A 17441-nucleotide genomic window follows, 5' to 3' on the forward strand; every position below is an offset into this window, starting at 1 on the left:
AGAGATGACAGAAGCAGGCAATACGCAGTCCGAAGGTTCCGCACCTTCCGCAACGTCCGATACGCTCGACCCGTTCGAGATCCGCGTGCTGGCCGTGCTGGCCGAGAAGGAAGCACTGACGCCGGACAACTACCCGATGTCGCTCAATGCGCTCACCAATGGCTGCAACCAGCTGTCCAGCCGCGATCCGGTGATGCAGATCTCGGAAGACACCGTGGCCGACGTGCTGGCCCGGCTCACCGAGCGCCGCCTCGTCAACGCCGTGGCGGCCGCCGGCGCGCGCGTGACGAAATACGAGCACCGCATGCGCATCAAGTGGTCGCTCGAGCAGGACAAGCTGGCCGTGCTCGCCGTGCTGATGCTGCGCGGCCACCAGACCGCCGGCGAGATCCGCACGCGCACGGGCCGCCTGCACGAATTCAAGTCGGTGGCGGACGTGGAGACGGCACTGCAATTCTTGATCGACAAGTACCCGCCGCTGGTGGCCAAGCTGGCGCTGGCGCCGGGCACGAAGGAACCGCGTTACGGTCAATTGCTGGGTGGCGAGATTCAGCTGGCGCGGGAAGAGGCGGGCTATGGCACGGCCGCGGTGGCGCCCGGTGGCGCCTCACGCGCCGACCGCGTGGCCCAGCTGGAGCTGGAAGTGCAGCAGCTGAGGGCGGACTATGCCGCCCTGGCCGCCCAGTTCGAGCAATTCAGGCGGCAATTCGAATAGACGGCGCCCCCGCGGCGGCAATGCCGCGCAGTTCCTTCAGCCCGTCGGCCAGCGGAAACTCTTCGCCGGCGAGCAGCGCGGCCACGAGGCCGATCGCCAGCTTCAGCGCCGCGTTGGCCACGGTGCCGCAGCGGAAGGGCAGGATCAGCCGGTAGCGGCCCGGCATCTTCGGTACGGGGCCGACAAAGCCCATCATCACTTCGTCGCCCGTGAGGCGGTGCAGTTCGATCGCCACGCTCTGGATCAGGCGCGCCAGTTGCAGGCCGCGGCCGGGCGCATCGACATCGTCGCCAATCACGCCGATCAGGCTGCGCCCCTGGCGCAGGCCCGGCAACACCTTCTTGAGGCGCGCTCGCAATTGCTGCATATCGCTGGCGGAGTACGGAGTGGGGTGGCCGAGATCGAGAATGCTCAGCAGGCAGGGCTCGGTGCAGTACCGGTTCGCACCGTCGAGATAACGCTGGTCGCTTATTTTCATTGTTGTTTGCATTTTTGGAACCATCCTTCAAAACAACAGCCAACGCGAGACCCGTCGGGTCTGGCGCTGGCGGAATGGTTGCCATTATCTCAATCACCACCCACGCACGGCATCGGTGCGCGGCTGGCAGCGCTGTAAGATCACGCTTACAGCTGAGCTGACACCGATCAACCCTCTTCGCGGTGGCGGCGCAGCCAGATTGCGCCGGCGATCATGGCGATGCCGGCCAGTGCGCCAAGGATCATTTCCGGGGTCGCCACGCTGGCCCAGGATGAGCGCCAGATGAGATCGAAGCCGGCGGCCGGTCCTTGCGCCGCCACTTCCATTTCGCGTGCCCGCCCGGCGACTCCAGTGGCCATGAGCCAGGTGCCGGGCATGACGCCAACGAGCAACCTGCTGATGAATTTTTCGATCACCCACTGGGTATTGATGGATTGCTGCAGCCCCTTTTCGATCCATACGAGCAGGATCAGCGCGAGCAGCGGCACCCCGACGGCCCACAGGAAAACCTTGCCGCGGGCCCAGGCCGATACAAGCAGCAGCCAGCCCACTGTCGGCAGTGCCCACAGCGCATACACGGGCAGCAGCGAAAGCACCTTCAGCGGACCAAGCCAGAATTGCGGATGCGCGAGCACCTGTGGGAAGATATTGGTGCCTTTCATCGCGAGTCCCGCCATGCCGATGCCGATGATGACCCATGAGGTAACCAGTTCCACGGCAATGATGAGCAAGGGGATGCCGATCAGCGCAAAGGCGGCCTTGGACAGCACGGTGGCCGCATCCGACACGGGCAGGGACTTCCAGAACAGGATGCTGCGGTCGCGGCGCTCGTCGTACAGGCTGCCCAGGCTGTAGAAGAAGACCATGAAGGCCATGGCCAGGTACAGGACCGAGGCGCTGACCGGCGCCATCACGGCAATGGCTTCGGCAAGCGTCTGGATCTGGCGCTCGCCCAGCTGCACGGTCGCGCCGGCAACCGACGTCGGGACGCCGTCGACCTGGATGGTCGCCTTCTGGCCGCCGATGGCAATGCCCAGCACGGCCACGATCATCAGCGCGGCGATCGCCAGCGGCACCCACGTCAGCATGCCCTTGTTTTCCCACACTTCGCGCCGGATCAGCCACGGCATCGTCTTGCGCATCGTATTCATTCGTAGCTCCCCTTCATGCTGGCGACGAACAGATCCGCCACGCTGGGCGTCCTCGTTTCGCCAAGGTTTTCAAGCTGCTCCTTCGACACGCCGTCGAACAGCATCACGCTCTTGCCGAACACGGTGCGCTGCGTCAGCGGCAGCAGGGCCGATGCCGCGGCGGCATGCTGCGGGTGCACCATCACCTCGGTGTAGCGCTGGCCGATCTCCTCCATCGATGCGGCCAGCGCGATGCGGCCTTCGCGGATGAACAGCACGTCCGTGAGGATGTGCTCGACCTCCTCGATCTGGTGCGTGGTGATGACGATGGTCTTGTGCTCGTCGAAGTAATCCTCCAGCAGGTTCTGGTAGAACTCCTTGCGGTACAGGATGTCCAGCCCGAGCGTGGGTTCGTCCAGCACCAGCAGCTTTGCGTCGATCGCCATCACGAGGGCCAGGTGCAATTGCACGATCATGCCCTTGGACATGGCGCGCACCCGCATGTCCGGCGCGAGCTTGGTGCCGGCAAGATAGCGCTCGGCCTTCGCCCTGTCGAAGCGCGGATGCACGCCGGCCACGAAGTCGATCGCCTCCTTGACCTTCAGCCAGCGGGGCAGGATGGCCACGTCGGCGATGAAGCACACGTCCTTCATCAGCTCGTCGCGCTGCGTGCGCGGGTCCAGGCCCAGCACCGACAGCTCGCCCTCGAACTGGCACAGGCCCAGCGCGGCCTTCAGCGTGGTGGTCTTGCCGGAGCCGTTCGGGCCGATCAGGCCCACGATGCGGCCCGGCTGCACGTCGAAGCTCACGCCGTCCAGCGCGGTGCGCTTGCCGTAGCGCTTGACGAGATTGCGCGCGGTGATCACGGCGCTCATCCCGCGCTCCCCGGCTGCGTGGCGCGCAGCAGCTTTTCCATATCGAGGCCGAGCCGGCGAATGCGTTCGACCATCGCCGGCCATTCTTCGCGCAGGAAGCGCTCGCGCTCCGAGGCCAGCAGTTTTTCCACGGCGCCTTCAGTCACGTACATACCCATCCCCCTTCGTTTTTCCACCAAGGTTTCATCGACCAGCTCCTGATACGCCCGCGATACGGTAATCGGGTTCAACTGGTAGTCGGCCGCCACCTGCCGCACGGAGGGCAGGGCGTCGCCGGGCTTGAGCAAGCCATCGAGCATCATGCCGATCACCCGCTCCTTCAGCTGGCGGTAGATCGGCGCATTGTCATTCCACATACATGGTTCCTCCAGTATCGGTGAGCTATTGGACTGGTGATGTAGTGAACTATAACACCGATTTTCGGTGACGCAAGCGTTTCTTCATGTTGGACGATGCCGCCGTCGGGGCGCGAAGTTGCCGCAGCCACCTGAAGCCCGCCGAGGGCTGGACGGGCAGGGCACCCGTGCGAAAGTTGCCCCGTGTTATCGGCAGCTCGGCAACCACCTCTGGGAACCTGACAGTTGGTTGTGCTGAGAACGACTACTCGTATTATTTCCTTATTCGCGACTAATCTTTATTCGTTGTCGCGAATCATAAGGATTCTGTATGCCTGTCATTCTCGATCATTATATTCGGCGCAAACCCGCATATTTACTTGGCCTTGAATTTCAAGAAATACAATATAAATAGCTTACGGAGAAAAAATAACCACAGAGAAATACTTATTACTATTCGCTGAATCGAATATCTGATTGCGCACCGCAAAAAACGCGTGCTATATTGTTTCTCCAGATGGAGCATCGTTGACATTTCCAGGTATCGATAAGGAAGTGCCGCTGCTTCGCTATTCATTGCCGGTGCAGACGCTCCTTCAGTCGGGAGAACTGCCGCCCACGATTATTACCTAATCGACGATTCTTATTACAGAACCGTGGGATGAGGGGCTGGCGCGTACGACTGATAATTGCTTTTCAACGTACAGACGCGTGTCGCCATGAATATCCATCACCTTAAACAAGATATCCCGGCAGGGATTGTAGTTTTTCTCGTTGCCCTGCCTTTATGCCTCGGCATTGCGCTGGCCTCCGGTGCGCCCCTGTTTTCCGGCATTATTTCGGGGATCATCGGAGGCATTATAGTCGGGCTCATCAGTGGCTCGCACACGAGCGTCAGCGGACCGGCAGCCGGTCTCGCGGCGGTAGTACTGGCGTCGATCACGAAACTCGGCGCATTTGAAATCCTGCTGGCGTCGATCGTGATCGCCGGCGTGCTGCAACTGGCCATGGGTATTTTCCGGGCCGGCTTCATCGCCAATTACGTGCCCTCGAATGTGATCAAGGGCCTGCTGGCGGCGATCGGCATCCTGCTGATCCTGAAGCAGATCCCGCACGCGGTGGGCTATGACACCAACAATGCCGACGAATATTCGTTCGTGCAGGCCAACGGGGAAACCACGTTCTCGGCGCTGGCCAATGCCCTGGGCAGCATCACCCCGGGCGCGATCGTCATCGCCGCCCTGTCGATGCTGGTCTTGCTGTACTGGGACCGCACCCCATTGAAAAATGTGAAGCTGCTGCCGGCGCCGCTGTTCGTCGTGGTCCTCGGCGTATCGTTGCACCTGCTGTTCAGCCGCTTCGTACCGGGCCTGAGCCTGGCGCCGGCGCACCTGGTGGAAATTCCGCCGATCGACGCGGGCAACCTCGGTGCCTTCCTGAACTTCCCCGACCTGAACCACTTCGCCAATCCCGACGTCTGGTTTGTTGGCGCTACCATCGCCATCGTGGCCTCGCTGGAGACGCTGCTCAACGTCGAGGCGGTCGACAAGCTCGATCCGCACAAGCGCGAAACGCCGCCGAACCGCGAACTGGTGGCGCAGGGCGTCGGCAATATCGCCGCCGGCCTGCTGGGCGGCTTGCCCGTCACTTCCGTCATCGTGCGCAGCTCCGTCAATATCCAGACCGGCAATGCCACCAAGGCGTCGGCCGTCATCCATGGCGTGCTGCTGCTGGCCGCCGTGCTCGTGCTGAGCCCGCTGCTGAACCAGATTCCGCTCGCGGCGCTGGCCGCGATCCTGATCATGACGGGCTACAAGCTCGCCAAGGTATCGCTGTTCCGCGATATGTACGCGAAGGGCGCCTCGCAATTCGTGCCGTTCGCGATCACCGTGGTCGCGATCGTGCTGACCGACCTGCTGATGGGCGTGCTGATCGGCCTGGCCGCCAGCCTGTTCTATCTGCTGCGCAGCAACTTCCGCAACCCGTTCGCGATGGAGCAATACCGCCTGCACATCGGTGAAGTGATCAAGATGGAATTGCCGAACCAGGTGTCGTTCCTGAACAAGGCCACGATCAAGGCGGCATTATGGGATGTGCCGGCCGGCTCGAAGGTGCTGATCGACGCCAGCAATGCCGACTACATCGACAACGACGTGCTGGAGACCATCCAGGATTACCGCGTGGTGGCAGCCGAGCGCGACGTGCAGCTGAACGTGATCGGCCTGCGCGACGAGTACAGCCTGGCCGACCCGATCCAGTTCGTGCCCGCCCTGGACAAGGATACGCAGACGCGCCTGCGCCCCGAGGAGGTGCTGCAATTGCTCAAGGACGGCAACGAGCGCTTCAAGGCCGGCCGCTGGATCAAGAAATACTACCTGCACCAGGTCGATGCGACGGCCGGCGGCCAGCACCCGATGGCCGTGGTGGTCAATTGCATCGACTCGCGTACCTCGCCCGAGATCATCTTCGATGCCGGCCTTGGCGACCTGCTGACGATCCGCATCGCCGGCAACGTGATCAGCCAGGAGATCATCGGCAGCCTGGAAATCGCCCACAAGCTGGGCGCCAAGCTGATCGTGGTGAAAGGGCACTCGAGCTGCGGCGCGGTCGGCCTGGCGCTGAAGAACGAGCATGCGCACAGCATCGGCACCATCACCGGCAAGATCCAGACGGCCGTCTGGCAATGCCAGTGCGCCGCGCATGGCACCCAGGCGCCGGCGGGCAAGGAGTTGCTGGAGCAGGTCACGCGCCAGAACATCGAGAATTCGGTGGCCGAGATCATCAACGGCAGCGAGTACCTGCGCGGTTGCATCGAGCGGGGCGAGATGGGCCTGGTGGGCGCGTACCACGATATCGCCAGCCGCACCGTGCAGTTCGGCGACCTTGTGACGCCGGACCGCTTCGACCGCTATCGCCAGGATCGCGCCGGACTGGCGGCTTAAGCCGGCGTTCCGAGCAGCTCCAGCGCGTTCGGCACGGCGGCCCCGCCCGCCGTGTTGTCGAAGATGCACCAGGAGTGCGGGTGCGCCGCCAGGCGCCTCCGCACTTCGTCTATCTGGTCAAGGCTGTAGCGCGAGTAGTAGATGCGCGGGCTGCCGTGCAGCCGTACATAGGCCGGCGCGGCGGCGGGCTCGAATTCGCCCTGGTAGCCCACCACCGGGTCGGCCAGCACGCGCGTCACGCCCGCCTCGCGCAACAGTGCGGTGGCGTCCGGAGCGAACCAGGTGGCATGCCGCGCTTCGCACGCGATCATGCAGGCGAAGCGTTCCCGCAGCGCGGCGAACAGCGCCCCGGCGGCTTCGTGATCCAGCGCCAGGCTGGGCGGCAGCTGCACCAGCACGGCGCCCAGTTTCCCTCCCAATTCTCCGGCTTCGCCCGCGAAGCGGTCCAGCGGTGCCGTCACGTCGCGCAGGCGCGCCTCATGGGTGATCGTGCGCGGCAGCTTCACGGCGAAGCGGAAGTGCGCCGGCGTGCTGGCCGCCCAGCGCGCATAGGTCTTGGGCTGGTGCGGCCGATAGAAACTGGAATTGATCTCGACCGCGTTGAACACCGCGGCATAGCGCTCCAGCTGGCTGCCCCCGGCCGGGAAGGCGTCGACGACGTCGCGCGACAGGCTCCAGCCGGCGCAACCGATATAGGCATTTTCGTGAGTAATGACGGGCTGCATGAGCCGAAGGTACGCGATGCGCGGGTACGCGACCGTACGCTTGCGCACACGGCGGGCGGGATCGGCTATCATCCGCACTCTCTGCCATGAAAGGTGAACGATGTCCCAAGCTTGCAGGATGCTGTTGATCGCGCCGCTCGCCGCGGCGGCATTGCTGGCCGGCTGCGCCAGCATGACGGGCCCGCGCGAAGTCGAGGTGCCGCTGGAGCGCCTGCAGCGTGGTCTCGACGACAAGTTCCCCCTGCAGCAGCGCGCCCTCGGCGTGTTCGAGCTGCAGTTGTCGCGGCCTCAGCTGGCGATCCTGCGCGACAACGATCGCCTGGCGCTGACTGCCGATGTCTCGGCCTCGTCGCCGCTGATACGGCAGGCATTGCAGGGCAGCGTGTCGCTGTCCGGCCGGCTGCTGGTCGACAATGTGCGCAACGCGGTGGTGCTGAGCGATGCGCGCATCGAGCGTTTCGCCGTTCCCGGCGCAGACGCGCGCATGGAGGGGCAGCTGACGGGGGCCGCGAACGTGATCGTCGAGCGCATCGTGCGCGATGTGCCGGTGTATCACTTCCGCCCCGACGAACTACGCTACCTCGGCGTGCAATACGTGCCGACGACGATCCATACGACGCCGCGCGGGCTGTCCGTGCGCTTCGTGCCGGCGAAGTGAGACTTGCAGGCACTAAGTTGAACTGGGGAATCATTGTCCCTACAATGGGCGTTCGATGAGGCGCTGGAGGGCATGATGATCGTTGTTATCGGGCTGCATGTGCTGGTCGCGCTCTTCTTTGCCGTGCACGCCATCCGCAGCCGGCAGCAGATGGTCTGGCTGATGATCCTGTTCATGTTCCCCTTGCTGGGCAGCGTTGTGTACTTCTTCGGCGTCTACCTGCCGGATTCGCGGATCGAGCGTGGCGGCTGCAAGGCGGCGGCCGGCGCCGCGAAGGTGTTCGATCCCACGCGCGAGCTGCGCGAAGCGCAGGAGGCGTTTTCCTTCACGCCCACGGCCCAGAACCAGATGCGGCTGGCCAATGCCCAGCTGGGCGCGGGCGATCCCGAGGGCGCCGCCGCAACGTATGTCGAGTGCCTGCAAGGCGCTTTTGCCAACGATCCCGATATCCGGCTGGGCGCCGCGCGCGCGAGCCTCGCCTGTGGGCGTCACGGCGAGGCGCTGGAACACCTGGAACGTTTGCGGCGCCTCCAGCCGAACTTCCGGCCCGAACAGACGAGCCTGCTAACGGCGCGCGCGCTGGCGCTCGCCGGGCGGCTGGACGCAGCCCGCGCCGAATTCGAGGCGGCCGTCAACCGGCACGGCAGTTTCGAGGCGAAGGCGGAATTTGCCATCTGGGCAGCCGAAGCACGCGAATTCCAGTTGGCACACCGGCTGCAGAACGACCTGCAAGCCACGATGGACCATTGGGACCGCCATACGCATGCGATGAACCTGCCGCTGATTCGCCGCCTGGAAGCGGCGTTCGCGGGCGTGCCGGGCCAGCATTGAAGGGGCCGGGCGGCCGCAAGGCAGGTCAGGACAGTGCCTTGCGCAACAGCTTGTAGGCTGCCAGCCTTTCATCGAGCCCCACGGTGCCGCCGTTGATGCGGCGGGTGATTTCCATGAAGTCCTCCATGTCTTCGTCGGGCTTGTCGTGGTCGGCCAGCGCGTTCAGGCCGCGGCTGTCCCAGAACCACGCGGCGGTCAGGGCCGCCACCCCTTTCGTCGTCAGGCATTCCGGTGCCGACACGAGGTCGAGGCCGAGCGCCTCGCCGGCCTGCTGGTAGTTGCTGCGGCCCGTCAGCTGGATCAGGCCGCGGCCGCGGAAGCGAAAGCCGTCGCCGCTCGCTTCATCACCGTTGCCCATGCGCCGCGCATACACGAAGTTGGCCAGCCGTTCGGGGTTCTGTACATAGGGCAGGGCGCTGGCCTCGGTGGGAAAGCGCTTCGGCCACACGGCCATCAGCCGGGCCGGCGTGCGGTAGAACAGCGATTCCTCGAGCCGGCTGAAGTGCGCCGATTCATGGCTCGTTTGCGCGAGGAAAGCGCAGATGCGGTCGCGCGTGGTGATGTGAAATCGGCTCAGCGCCGTGTCGAGCGCCGTCGCCCAGTCTTCCGCGTCGCAGCAGTTCGGGAAGACCCGCCGCAAGGTGTCGCCATCGAGCATGACATTCCCTCTGGTTTTGGTATGCAAGGTTCAGCTTATTTCACCCTGGCCGTTTTTCAAGTAAGGTAACGTCGCTATTTTGTCCTGGAGAGCATACATATGACGGTACGGTCGCCGCTGGCGAAGTTTCTCCTGGCTCAGGCCTACAACAACGCCTGGGCCGATCACCGGCTGCTGCGCGCCTGCCATGCCTTGTCGCAAGCGGAATTCGAGGACAGCACGCGCACGAGCTTCTTCCCCAGTATTCGCTACACGCTCAACCACAATCTCGCCGTGCAGCGCTTTTACCTGGACGCCCTGTGGCGCCAGCACCGCGGCGAACCGCCCCATCCCGATTACCAGGAATTCTTCCGGCCGGAAGAGCCGTACGGCACCTGTGCCGCGCTGTGGCAGGCCCAGCGGGCAAGCAACGATTCGCTGATCGCGTATTGCGCCGAGCTCACCGATGAGGTGCTCGACGAGGTGGTGACCATCCTGCGCGTCGACGACGTGCAGCGCGACACCCGCCAGCGGCTGCTGGCGCACCTGTTCCAGCACCAGATCCACCACCGCGGCCAAGTGCACGCGATGCTCGCCGGCACGACGGTCGAACCGCCGCAACTGGACGAGTTCTATTCGTCAGGCGAAGCCGACCTGCGCACCCAGGACTTCGCCGAGCTCGGCTGGACCGAAGAGCAGGTGTGGGGCCACGAAAACCGGTGACAGGCACCGAGGTTCGGGAAATGTTTCAAAAATGCCGGTGCCTGGAAGGAGAGATGGCGCGTAGGCCATCTCCGCTACGCAGGCAAGGAGCGACGCTCCTTGAATTCCCTGCTCCGCCACCGGGGTTCGGGAAATGTTTCAAAAATGCCGGTGCCTGGAAGGAGAGACGGCTTGCAAGCCATCTCCGCTGCGCAGGCAAGGAGCGGTGCTCCTTGAAACCCCTGCTTCGCCACCGGTTTGGGCGCGGTGTTTCTACAATACGCGGCCGTCGAGGGCGTGACGGGTGATGGTGCCGTCGTCGCCGATGGCGATCCAGCCGCCGCGCGGGGGCGTCGATTCGGGTTCCCAGTCGGGCAGCACGTAGCGCAGCTTGCCGTCGATCTCGTGCAGGGCGGGGCGGTGCGTGTGGCCGTGGATCATGACGGTGGCGCCTGTCTGGCTGAAGACGTCCGCGATCGCTTGCGGTGCCACGTCCATGATGTCGTAGGATTTCTCGCCCTGGTCCTTGCGGCTGTTCTCGCGCAGGCCGGCAATAATCTGCTTGCGTTGCGCCAGCGGCATGGCGAGGAATTGCTGCTGCCATGCTGGTTGGCGCACCTGGGCGCGGAAGGCCATGTATTTCACGTCGTCCGTGCACTGGGCGTCGCCATGGACGAGCACGATGCGGCGGCCATGGTCTTCGATGACCCAGGTTTCCGGGAGGAGCGTGAGGCCGGCGGCGTCGGCGAAGCGGTCGCCGACGAGGAAGTCGCGGTTGCCGGCGATCCAGAACACGGCGACGCCGGCATCGGCCAGGCCGCGCAGCGCGGCGGCGATGCGGGAGTGGAAGGCATCGGCGAGGTCGTCGTCGCCGGCCCAGTATTCGAACAGGTCGCCCAGCAGGTACAACTGGCGGGCGCAGCGGGCCCGCTCATCGACGAAGCGCAGGAACGCTTCGGTCAGGGCGGGCCGGTCGGCCTGCAGGTGCAGGTCGGAGATAAAAAGAATCAAGGTTTGTACTGAGCTTGAAGCTGAAACTGCTTAGGCGGCTTCGATCTTCTCGATGATCACGTCTTCCACCGGCACGTCGGCGAACATGCCGCTGCGCGTGGTCTTCACTTTACGGATTTCGTCGACGACTTCCTTGCCTTCGGTAACCACGCCGAACACGGCATAGCCCCAGCCATCCTGGCCCGGGTAATCGAGGAAGCTGTTGTTCTTCACGTTGATGAAGAATTGCGCGGAAGCGGAGTGCGGTGCCGAGGTGCGCGCCATCGCCAGCGTGTACGGCTCGTTCTTCAGGCCGTTCTTGGCTTCGTTTTCCACGGTCTGGTCGGCCGGCTTCTGCTTCATGCCCGGCTCGAAACCACCGCCCTGGATCATGAAGCCATCGATCACGCGGTGGAAGATCGTGTTGTCGTAGTGGCCGGCCTTCACGTAGTTCAGGAAGTTCTCGACCGTCTTCGGCGCTTTTTCGGCGTTCAGCTCGGCAACGATCTTGCCCTTGTTCGTGGTGATGGTAATGGTGGTCATTGTGCTTTCCCGTTGTATTTGAAACAGTGTTCAGAGGAGGGCCGCGATCTTACCGCAGCCCATGGCAAAACGCTATTTTACTGTGCCGGCGTCGCCGGTGCCTGCAAGGCGGGTTCCGGCTGCGGTGCCGGCTGCGTTGCCGACTGCACCGCGGGCTGCGCATCGGCTTGCGGTGCTGGCTGTGGTTCGGGCGCCGGCTGCGGTTCCGGCTGCGCCTGGCCCGGGACCGGCTTCGGTTCGATCGGTTTCTTCAGCACCGTGGCCGACTTGATGACGATCGGCGTTACCGGCACGTTCTGGAAGATGGGGGTCTTGTCGTCCACCAGCACGCCCTTGATCTTGTCCACCACCTCGTAGCCCGAGATCACCCGGCCGAACACCGTGTAGCCCACGCCGTCGAAGTTCGGGTAGTCGAGGCCCGCGTTGTCCACCACATTGATGAAGAACTGCGAGGTGGCCGAGTTTGGATTGTCCATGCGCGCCATCGCCACCGAATACTTGACGTTCAGGAGGCCGTTCTTCGATTCGCTCGGGATCGGCGGGCGCGTCGGCCGGCCCTTCAGGTCCTTCGTGTAGCCGCCGGTCTGGATCATGAAGCCGTCGATCACGCGGTGGAAGATCAGGTCATTGTAGAAACCGCTCTTTACATAGGCCAGGAAGTTCGCCGTGGACTTCGGCGCCTTTTCCTTGTTCAGCTCCAGCACGATCTCGCCCATCGTCGTTTTGAGCGATACCTGCGGGTCGGCGGCGAATACGGAGCCGGACAGCAGGAGCCCGGCGATCAGAGTTTTGTAATGCATTCTTGTCTTCCTGTTGCGGGGTGGATATTGAGCCCAGGGCATTTTATCAATGCTATACTTGGCGACGGCTTCCATTCTAGTCCGACAAGAGCGGAAGCAAGAACATGAGAAGAAGGGCACCCCGAGAACCGTCGCGAGCGGAAGCAGTGGTGGTCGAGAAGCGCAACCGTACTCGGGTACGGTGAGCATCGCAGGCCGCCAATGCGAGGCGCAGCAGGTTTTTCGTGGTGCCCAGAAGAACCACTGAGGGTCTGTCCGGCTTCCCAGGCAATCGAGAAAACCCGGCGCGGCACGATGATGCCGGCGCCCGGTTTTCTCTTTGTGCGTTGGGCCCCGGCGCCGAAGAAAACAAGAGTCCGATGAGCAACTTAAAGATCTATAACACGCTGGCGCGCGACAAGCAGGTATTCGAACCCATCGAGGCGGGCAAGGTCCGGATGTATGTCTGCGGCATGACGGTCTACGATTACTGCCACGTCGGCCACGCGCGCATGATGATGGCGTTCGACGTGATCTACCGCTGGCTGAAGGCATCGGGCTACGACGTGCAATACGTGCGCAACGTGACGGACATCGACGACAAAATCATCCGCCGCGCCGTCGAGAACAACGAATCGATCTATTCGCTCACCTCCCGCTTCGAGCGCTACATGGATGAGGACGTCCAGGCGCTCGGCATCCTGCCGCCGACCGACGTGCCGCACGCCACGCAATATGTGCCGCAGATGCTGTCCATCATCGAGAAGCTCGAAGAAAAGGGCCTGGCCTACAAGGGCGAGGACGGCGACGTGAACTACGCCGTGCGCGGCTTCGAAGGCTACGGCAAGCTGTCCGGCAAGTCGCTGGACGACCTGCGCGCCGGCGAGCGCGTGGACGTCAACACGGGCAAGCGCGACCCGCTCGACTTCGTGCTGTGGAAGGCGTCGAAGGAGTCGGAGCCCGCCGAAGTGAAGTGGGAGTCGAAGTGGGGCAACGGCCGCCCGGGCTGGCATATCGAATGCTCGGCGATGGCGTGCGCGCTGCTGGGTGAGCAGTTCGACATCCACGGCGGCGGGCAAGACCTGCAATTCCCGCACCACGAGAACGAAATCGCCCAATCGGAAGGCGCGTTCGGCAAGCCGCTGGCGAACTACTGGATCCACAACGGCTTCGTGCGCGTCGATAACGAGAAGATGTCCAAATCCCTGGGCAACTTCTTCACGATCCGCGAAGTGCTGAAGAAATTCGACGCCGAAGTGGTGCGCTTCTTCATCCTGCGCGCCCACTATCGCAGCCCGCTGAATTACTCGGATACGCATATCGAGGATGCGCGCGGCGCGCTGACGCGCCTGTACACCGCCCTCGATGGCGTGCAGGGCGACGGTGCCGAGCTCGACTGGAACGAGCCCCATGCGCAACGTTTTGCGGAAGCCATGAACGACGATTTCAACACGCCGATCGCCGTCTCCGTGCTGTTCGACCTGGCGTCCGAAGTCAATCGCACGAAGGCGCCGGAAGCGGTGCGCCAGCTGAAGGGCCTGGCCGGCGTGCTGGGCATCCTGCAGCGCGATCCGCAGGAATTCCTGAAGGCGGGCGTGGCCGATGCATTCGGCGAAGCGTCCATCGAAGAAGCGATCGCGGCGCGCGCCGCGGCCAAGAAGGCGCGCGACTTCGCGCAGGCGGACAAGATCCGCGCCGACCTGCTGGCCGCCGGCGTCGTCCTCGAGGACAAGCCGGACGGCACGACGAACTGGCGCCGCGCATAATGGTTCTCCAGTCCAGGGACAAATCGGGCGGCGCGGGCCGCCAGGTGGCCGTGCCGCCGTATTGGGAAGAGGCCAAGGCCGAGCTGATGCGGCGTGACCGCATCATGAACAAGCTCATCCCCCAGTTCGGCGACCTGCACCTGGTGGGTCACGACGACCCGTTCATCACCCTGGCGCGCTCGATCGTCAACCAGCAGGTGACGCCGAAGGCGGCCAATGCCGCCTGGCAGAAGTTGCTGGAAGCAATCCCGAAATTCACGCCCGCGCTCGTCATCAAGGCCGGCCCCGAGCAGCTGGCCGCGTGCGGGCTTTCCAAGCGCAAGACGGAATACATCCTCGACCTGGCGGACAACTTCAAGGCAAGGAAAGTGCATGCCGGCGAGTGGCACCAGATGGACGATGAAGCCGTCATTGCGGAGCTGGTCCAGATCCGCGGCATCACGCGCTGGACAGCGGAAATGTTCCTGATCTTTAACCTGCTGCGGCCGAATGTGCTGCCGCTGGACGACCCGCGCCTGATCGCGGGCATCAGCCATAACTATTTCTCGGGCGAGCCGGTTTCGCGCAGCGATGCGCGCGAAGTCTCGGCAAACTGGGAGCCGTATCGGACCGTCGCTACCTGGTATTTATGGCGTAGCCTCGATCCTGTTCCGGTAGAATAGCCAACAATTTGAAGCCTCGCCCGCTCCCGCTGCCGTTGCACGAGCGCGTCCTGGGTTCATACTCTCGGAGGACCAATGACCAAAACTACTTTCCTCAATTTCGAGCAGCCCATCGCGGAGCTGGACTCCAAGATTGAAGAGCTGCGCTTCGTACAGGACGATTCGGCCGTCGACATTTCCGAGGAAATCGACCGCCTGGCCAAGAAGAGCCAGCAGCTGACGAAGGATATCTACGCCAAGCTGACGCCGTGGCAGGTATCGCAGATCGCCCGCCACCCGCAGCGCCCCTACACGATGGACTACGTGAACGAGATCTTCACGGACTTCCACGAGCTGCACGGCGACCGCACGTATGCCGACGACCAGTCGATCGTCGGCGGCCTGGCCCGCTTCAATGGCCAGCCGTGCATGGTGATCGGCCACCAGAAGGGCCGCGACACGAAGGAACGCGCGCTGCGCAACTTCGGCATGCCGAAACCGGAAGGCTACCGCAAGGCCATGCGCCTGATGAAGGTTGCCGAGAAATTCAACCTGCCGATCTTCACGTTCGTGGACACGCCCGGCGCCTTCCCCGGCATCGATGCCGAAGAGCGCGGCCAGTCCGAAGCGATCGGCCACAACCTGTACGTGATGGCCGAACTGAAGGTGCCCCTGATCGCCACGATCATCGGCGAAGGCGGTTCCGGCGGCGCGCTGGCGATCGCCGTGGGCGACTCCGTGCTGATGCTGCAATACGCCACGTATTCCGTGATTTCCCCCGAGGGCTGCGCCTCGATCCTGTGGAAGACCGCCGAGCGCGCGGCCGACGCCGCCGAGGCGCTGGGCCTGACCGCGCACCGCCTGAAGGCGATGGGCCTGGTCGACAAGATCGTCAGTGAGCCGCTGGGGGGCGCCCACCGCGACCCGAAGGAAATGGCCCGCCTGCTGAAACGCGCGCTGGCCGACTCGCTGCGCCAGTTCCAGGGCATGAAGACGAAAGACCTGCTGGAACAGCGTCACCAGAAGCTGATGAGCTACGGCAAGTTCAAGGAAACCACGCCGCAGGAGTAAGGTACCGACGATTGGTGTCTGACACTATTTCCAGGCTGCGCCTGGACATAGTGTCGGACACCGGTTTTCTCTCGCAGCACCATATCGGGGACAGTCCGCCAGCGCGGCTGTCCCCGTTCTGTTTTGAGCAATCATGAAGCGCCACCCCGATCTCACTTCGGTCTTCCGCGCGGCACTGGCCACATTGCCCCGCGAAGCCAGCCACCCCATCGCCATCGCCTACAGCGGTGGCCTCGACTCCTCGGTCCTGCTGCACCTGGCCCGCGCGGCCGCGGGCGGCGCACCTGTGTTCGCCTTCCACATCCACCACGGCCTCAGCCCCAATGCCGACGCCTGGGAAGCCCACTGCGCAGCCGAATGCACCAGGCTCGGCATCACGTTCGCTTCGCGCAAGGTCACCCTCGCGGATCGCAAGGCCGGTACCGAAGCCTCGGCCCGCCAGGCCCGCTACGCGGCCCTGGGCGAACTGAGCGGCGAGCACGGCGTCAAGCTGCTGCTGACGGCCCACCATCTGGACGACCAGGCCGAAACGATCCTGCTGCAACTGGCGCGCGGCGCCGGCCCGGCGGGCATGTCCGGCATGGACGCCTTCAACACCGCGCCCGGCCTGCTGGGCAGCGCCGACGTCGTGCTCGCGCGCCCGCTGCTGCAAGCCTCACGCGCCCAGCTCGAAGCTTACGCCAGCGAGCACGCCATCGCGCACATCGAGGATGAATCGAACAGCGACACCCGCTACGCCCGCAACGCGCTGCGCCACACGGTGATGCCCGCGCTGGCCGCCGCATTCCCCGGCTACCAGGAGCGCTTCGCGCGCAGCGCCGCGCACGCCCGTTCCGCCCAGCGCCTGCTGGCGGAGCTGGCCGAGCAGGATCTGCAAGCGAGCCTGGAAGAGGGCAGCATCGCCGTCGACCACCTGCGTGCGCTGGGCGAAGACCGCCGCAACAACCTGCTGCGCCACTGGTTCACGGTGCGCGGCATCCGCATTCCTTCGGCCGCCTGGCTGGCCGAGATGACGGCGCAGTTGCTGGACGCCCGCGACGATGCGCAATTGCTCGTTACGCACCCCGATTGCGAGGTGCGGCGCCACCGTGGCCGCGTGCACCTGGTGCCGAAGGGAAGGCAATTGGCCGGCGCCGAGGAGGATGCCTGGGACCAGCGCCCGAGCCAGCACTTCCGCTGGAATGGCGAAGCGTCGATCACGTTCCCCGACTATGGCGGCACGCTGCATTTCGACATGGCGGAGGAGGGCGTTCCCGCCGATTGGCTGCGGCAACAGTTGCTGACGATCTCGTTCCGCCGCGGCGGCGAACGGCTCAGGCCGGCGCCGAACCGGCCCACGCGCGACCTCAAGCATCATTACCAGGCGCTCGGCGTGCCTGCCTGGCAGCGCCCGCGATTGCCCGTGGTGGCAATTCCGGGCCGACTGTTGTTCGCGGCAGGCATCGGCATGGATTGCCATTATGTAGGTACCGGGGCGAATTTCCGCATAGCACTGCGCTGGGTGCCCGAATAAAGTTCGGCCACCGTGCCGAATTCTTATGAGCTTATGCCCTAAGTGTATGACTTCATTACTTTTTTGACTTGTCCTTTTGCATTGCAGCAGGTACAGTAAAGGGCTCCTTT

At 64.0% G+C, this 17441-nt stretch carries 17 protein-coding genes and 1 pseudogene; 9 read left to right on the forward strand and 9 right to left on the reverse strand.

Translation table 11 applies throughout. The annotated features are described in order from the left end of the window. Positions 1-4: 4 nt before the first annotated feature. On the forward strand, positions 5-715 hold the full coding sequence (locus V6Z91_RS18285) for a YceH family protein (RefSeq protein WP_338759282.1): 711 nt from the start codon (positions 5-7) through the stop codon (positions 713-715). Here V6Z91_RS18285 and V6Z91_RS18290 read toward each other — a convergent pair. From V6Z91_RS18290 to V6Z91_RS18305, 4 genes are all read right to left on the reverse strand, one after another. Then, on the reverse strand, positions 696-1193 hold the full coding sequence (locus V6Z91_RS18290; protein ID WP_338759284.1) for a hypothetical protein: 498 nt from the start codon (positions 1191-1193) through the stop codon (positions 696-698). The genes V6Z91_RS18285 and V6Z91_RS18290 overlap by 20 nt on opposite strands. A gap of 167 nt (positions 1194-1360) precedes the next feature. Then, complete coding sequence (locus tag V6Z91_RS18295) at positions 1361-2344, reverse strand: hypothetical protein (RefSeq protein WP_338759287.1); 984 nt, start codon at positions 2342-2344, stop codon at positions 1361-1363. Beyond that, the gene (locus tag V6Z91_RS18300; protein ID WP_338759290.1) at positions 2341-3198 is read right to left on the reverse strand and encodes an ABC transporter ATP-binding protein; all 858 of its coding nucleotides are present in this window, start codon (positions 3196-3198) and stop codon (positions 2341-2343) included. Before V6Z91_RS18300 ends, V6Z91_RS18295 begins: the two co-directional genes overlap by 4 nt. After that, entirely contained in the window at positions 3195-3554 is a 360-nt protein-coding gene (locus V6Z91_RS18305; RefSeq protein ID WP_338759293.1) for a GntR family transcriptional regulator, read from the reverse strand. Before V6Z91_RS18305 ends, V6Z91_RS18300 begins: the two co-directional genes overlap by 4 nt. A gap of 698 nt (positions 3555-4252) precedes the next feature. Here V6Z91_RS18305 and V6Z91_RS18310 point away from each other — a divergent pair. After that, positions 4253-6475: a solute carrier family 23 protein gene (locus V6Z91_RS18310; protein ID WP_338759295.1), complete on the forward strand. Its 2223-nt coding sequence runs from the start codon at positions 4253-4255 to the stop codon at positions 6473-6475. Here the strand turns inward: V6Z91_RS18310 and V6Z91_RS18315 are convergent. Next, the gene (locus V6Z91_RS18315; RefSeq protein WP_338771921.1) at positions 6472-7200 is read right to left on the reverse strand and encodes a DUF72 domain-containing protein; all 729 of its coding nucleotides are present in this window, start codon (positions 7198-7200) and stop codon (positions 6472-6474) included. The two genes, V6Z91_RS18310 and V6Z91_RS18315, sit on opposite strands and share 4 nt — an antisense overlap. A 100-nt stretch (positions 7201-7300) precedes the next feature. Between V6Z91_RS18315 and V6Z91_RS18320 the strand changes: the two genes are divergently transcribed. Together V6Z91_RS18320 and V6Z91_RS18325 are read left to right on the forward strand one after the other, a co-directional pair. Then, positions 7301-7858 (forward strand): DUF1439 domain-containing protein, encoded by a 558-nt coding sequence (locus tag V6Z91_RS18320; protein ID WP_338759298.1) that lies wholly within the window; start codon positions 7301-7303, stop codon positions 7856-7858. Between the two features lie 72 nt (positions 7859-7930). After that, entirely contained in the window at positions 7931-8689 is a 759-nt protein-coding gene (locus V6Z91_RS18325; protein ID WP_338759300.1) for a tetratricopeptide repeat protein, read from the forward strand. Positions 8690-8714: 25 nt separating this feature from the next. On the opposite strand, the gene V6Z91_RS18330 is transcribed toward V6Z91_RS18325, so the two are convergent. Further along, positions 8715-9347 carry a glycoside hydrolase family 19 protein gene (locus V6Z91_RS18330; RefSeq protein WP_338759302.1) on the reverse strand — a complete coding sequence of 211 codons (633 nt, stop codon included), beginning with the start codon at positions 9345-9347 and terminating at the stop codon, positions 8715-8717. A 99-nt stretch (positions 9348-9446) separates the two neighbouring features. Between V6Z91_RS18330 and V6Z91_RS18335 the strand changes: the two genes are divergently transcribed. Beyond that, positions 9447-10049 (forward strand): DinB family protein, encoded by a 603-nt coding sequence (locus V6Z91_RS18335; protein WP_338759305.1) that lies wholly within the window; start codon positions 9447-9449, stop codon positions 10047-10049. 252 nt (positions 10050-10301) lie between these two features. Here V6Z91_RS18335 and V6Z91_RS18340 read toward each other — a convergent pair whose 3' ends face one another. From V6Z91_RS18340 to V6Z91_RS18350, 3 genes and pseudogenes are all read right to left on the reverse strand, one after another. Beyond that, complete coding sequence (locus V6Z91_RS18340) at positions 10302-11039, reverse strand: UDP-2,3-diacylglucosamine diphosphatase (protein ID WP_338759308.1); 738 nt, start codon at positions 11037-11039, stop codon at positions 10302-10304. A 30-nt stretch (positions 11040-11069) separates the two neighbouring features. Beyond that, positions 11070-11561 (reverse strand): peptidylprolyl isomerase, encoded by a 492-nt coding sequence (locus V6Z91_RS18345; RefSeq protein ID WP_338759311.1) that lies wholly within the window; start codon positions 11559-11561, stop codon positions 11070-11072. Positions 11562-11806: 245 nt separating this feature from the next. Next, a pseudogene (locus tag V6Z91_RS18350) lies at positions 11807-12361 on the reverse strand (peptidylprolyl isomerase); the annotation flags it as partial. 359 nt (positions 12362-12720) lie between these two features. On the opposite strand from V6Z91_RS18350, the gene cysS reads away from it, so the two are divergent. The 4 genes from cysS to tilS all read left to right on the forward strand — a co-directional run bounded on the left by cysS (position 12721) and on the right by tilS (position 17331). Continuing rightward, entirely contained in the window at positions 12721-14106 is a 1386-nt protein-coding gene (cysS, locus tag V6Z91_RS18355) for a cysteine--tRNA ligase (RefSeq protein ID WP_338759314.1), read from the forward strand. Beyond that, entirely contained in the window at positions 14106-14768 is a 663-nt protein-coding gene (locus tag V6Z91_RS18360) for a DNA-3-methyladenine glycosylase 2 family protein (protein WP_338759317.1), read from the forward strand. The genes cysS and V6Z91_RS18360 overlap by 1 nt, the downstream gene beginning before the upstream one ends. A 75-nt stretch (positions 14769-14843) precedes the next feature. Then, entirely contained in the window at positions 14844-15818 is a 975-nt protein-coding gene (locus V6Z91_RS18365; protein WP_338759319.1) for an acetyl-CoA carboxylase carboxyltransferase subunit alpha, read from the forward strand. A 133-nt stretch (positions 15819-15951) separates the two neighbouring features. Beyond that, entirely contained in the window at positions 15952-17331 is a 1380-nt protein-coding gene (gene tilS, locus V6Z91_RS18370; protein WP_338759322.1) for a tRNA lysidine(34) synthetase TilS, read from the forward strand. Positions 17332-17441 lie beyond the last annotated feature (110 nt).

The organism is Massilia sp. METH4 (assembly GCF_037094685.1).
Taxonomy (GTDB): Bacteria; Pseudomonadota; Gammaproteobacteria; order Burkholderiales; family Burkholderiaceae_D; genus Rugamonas.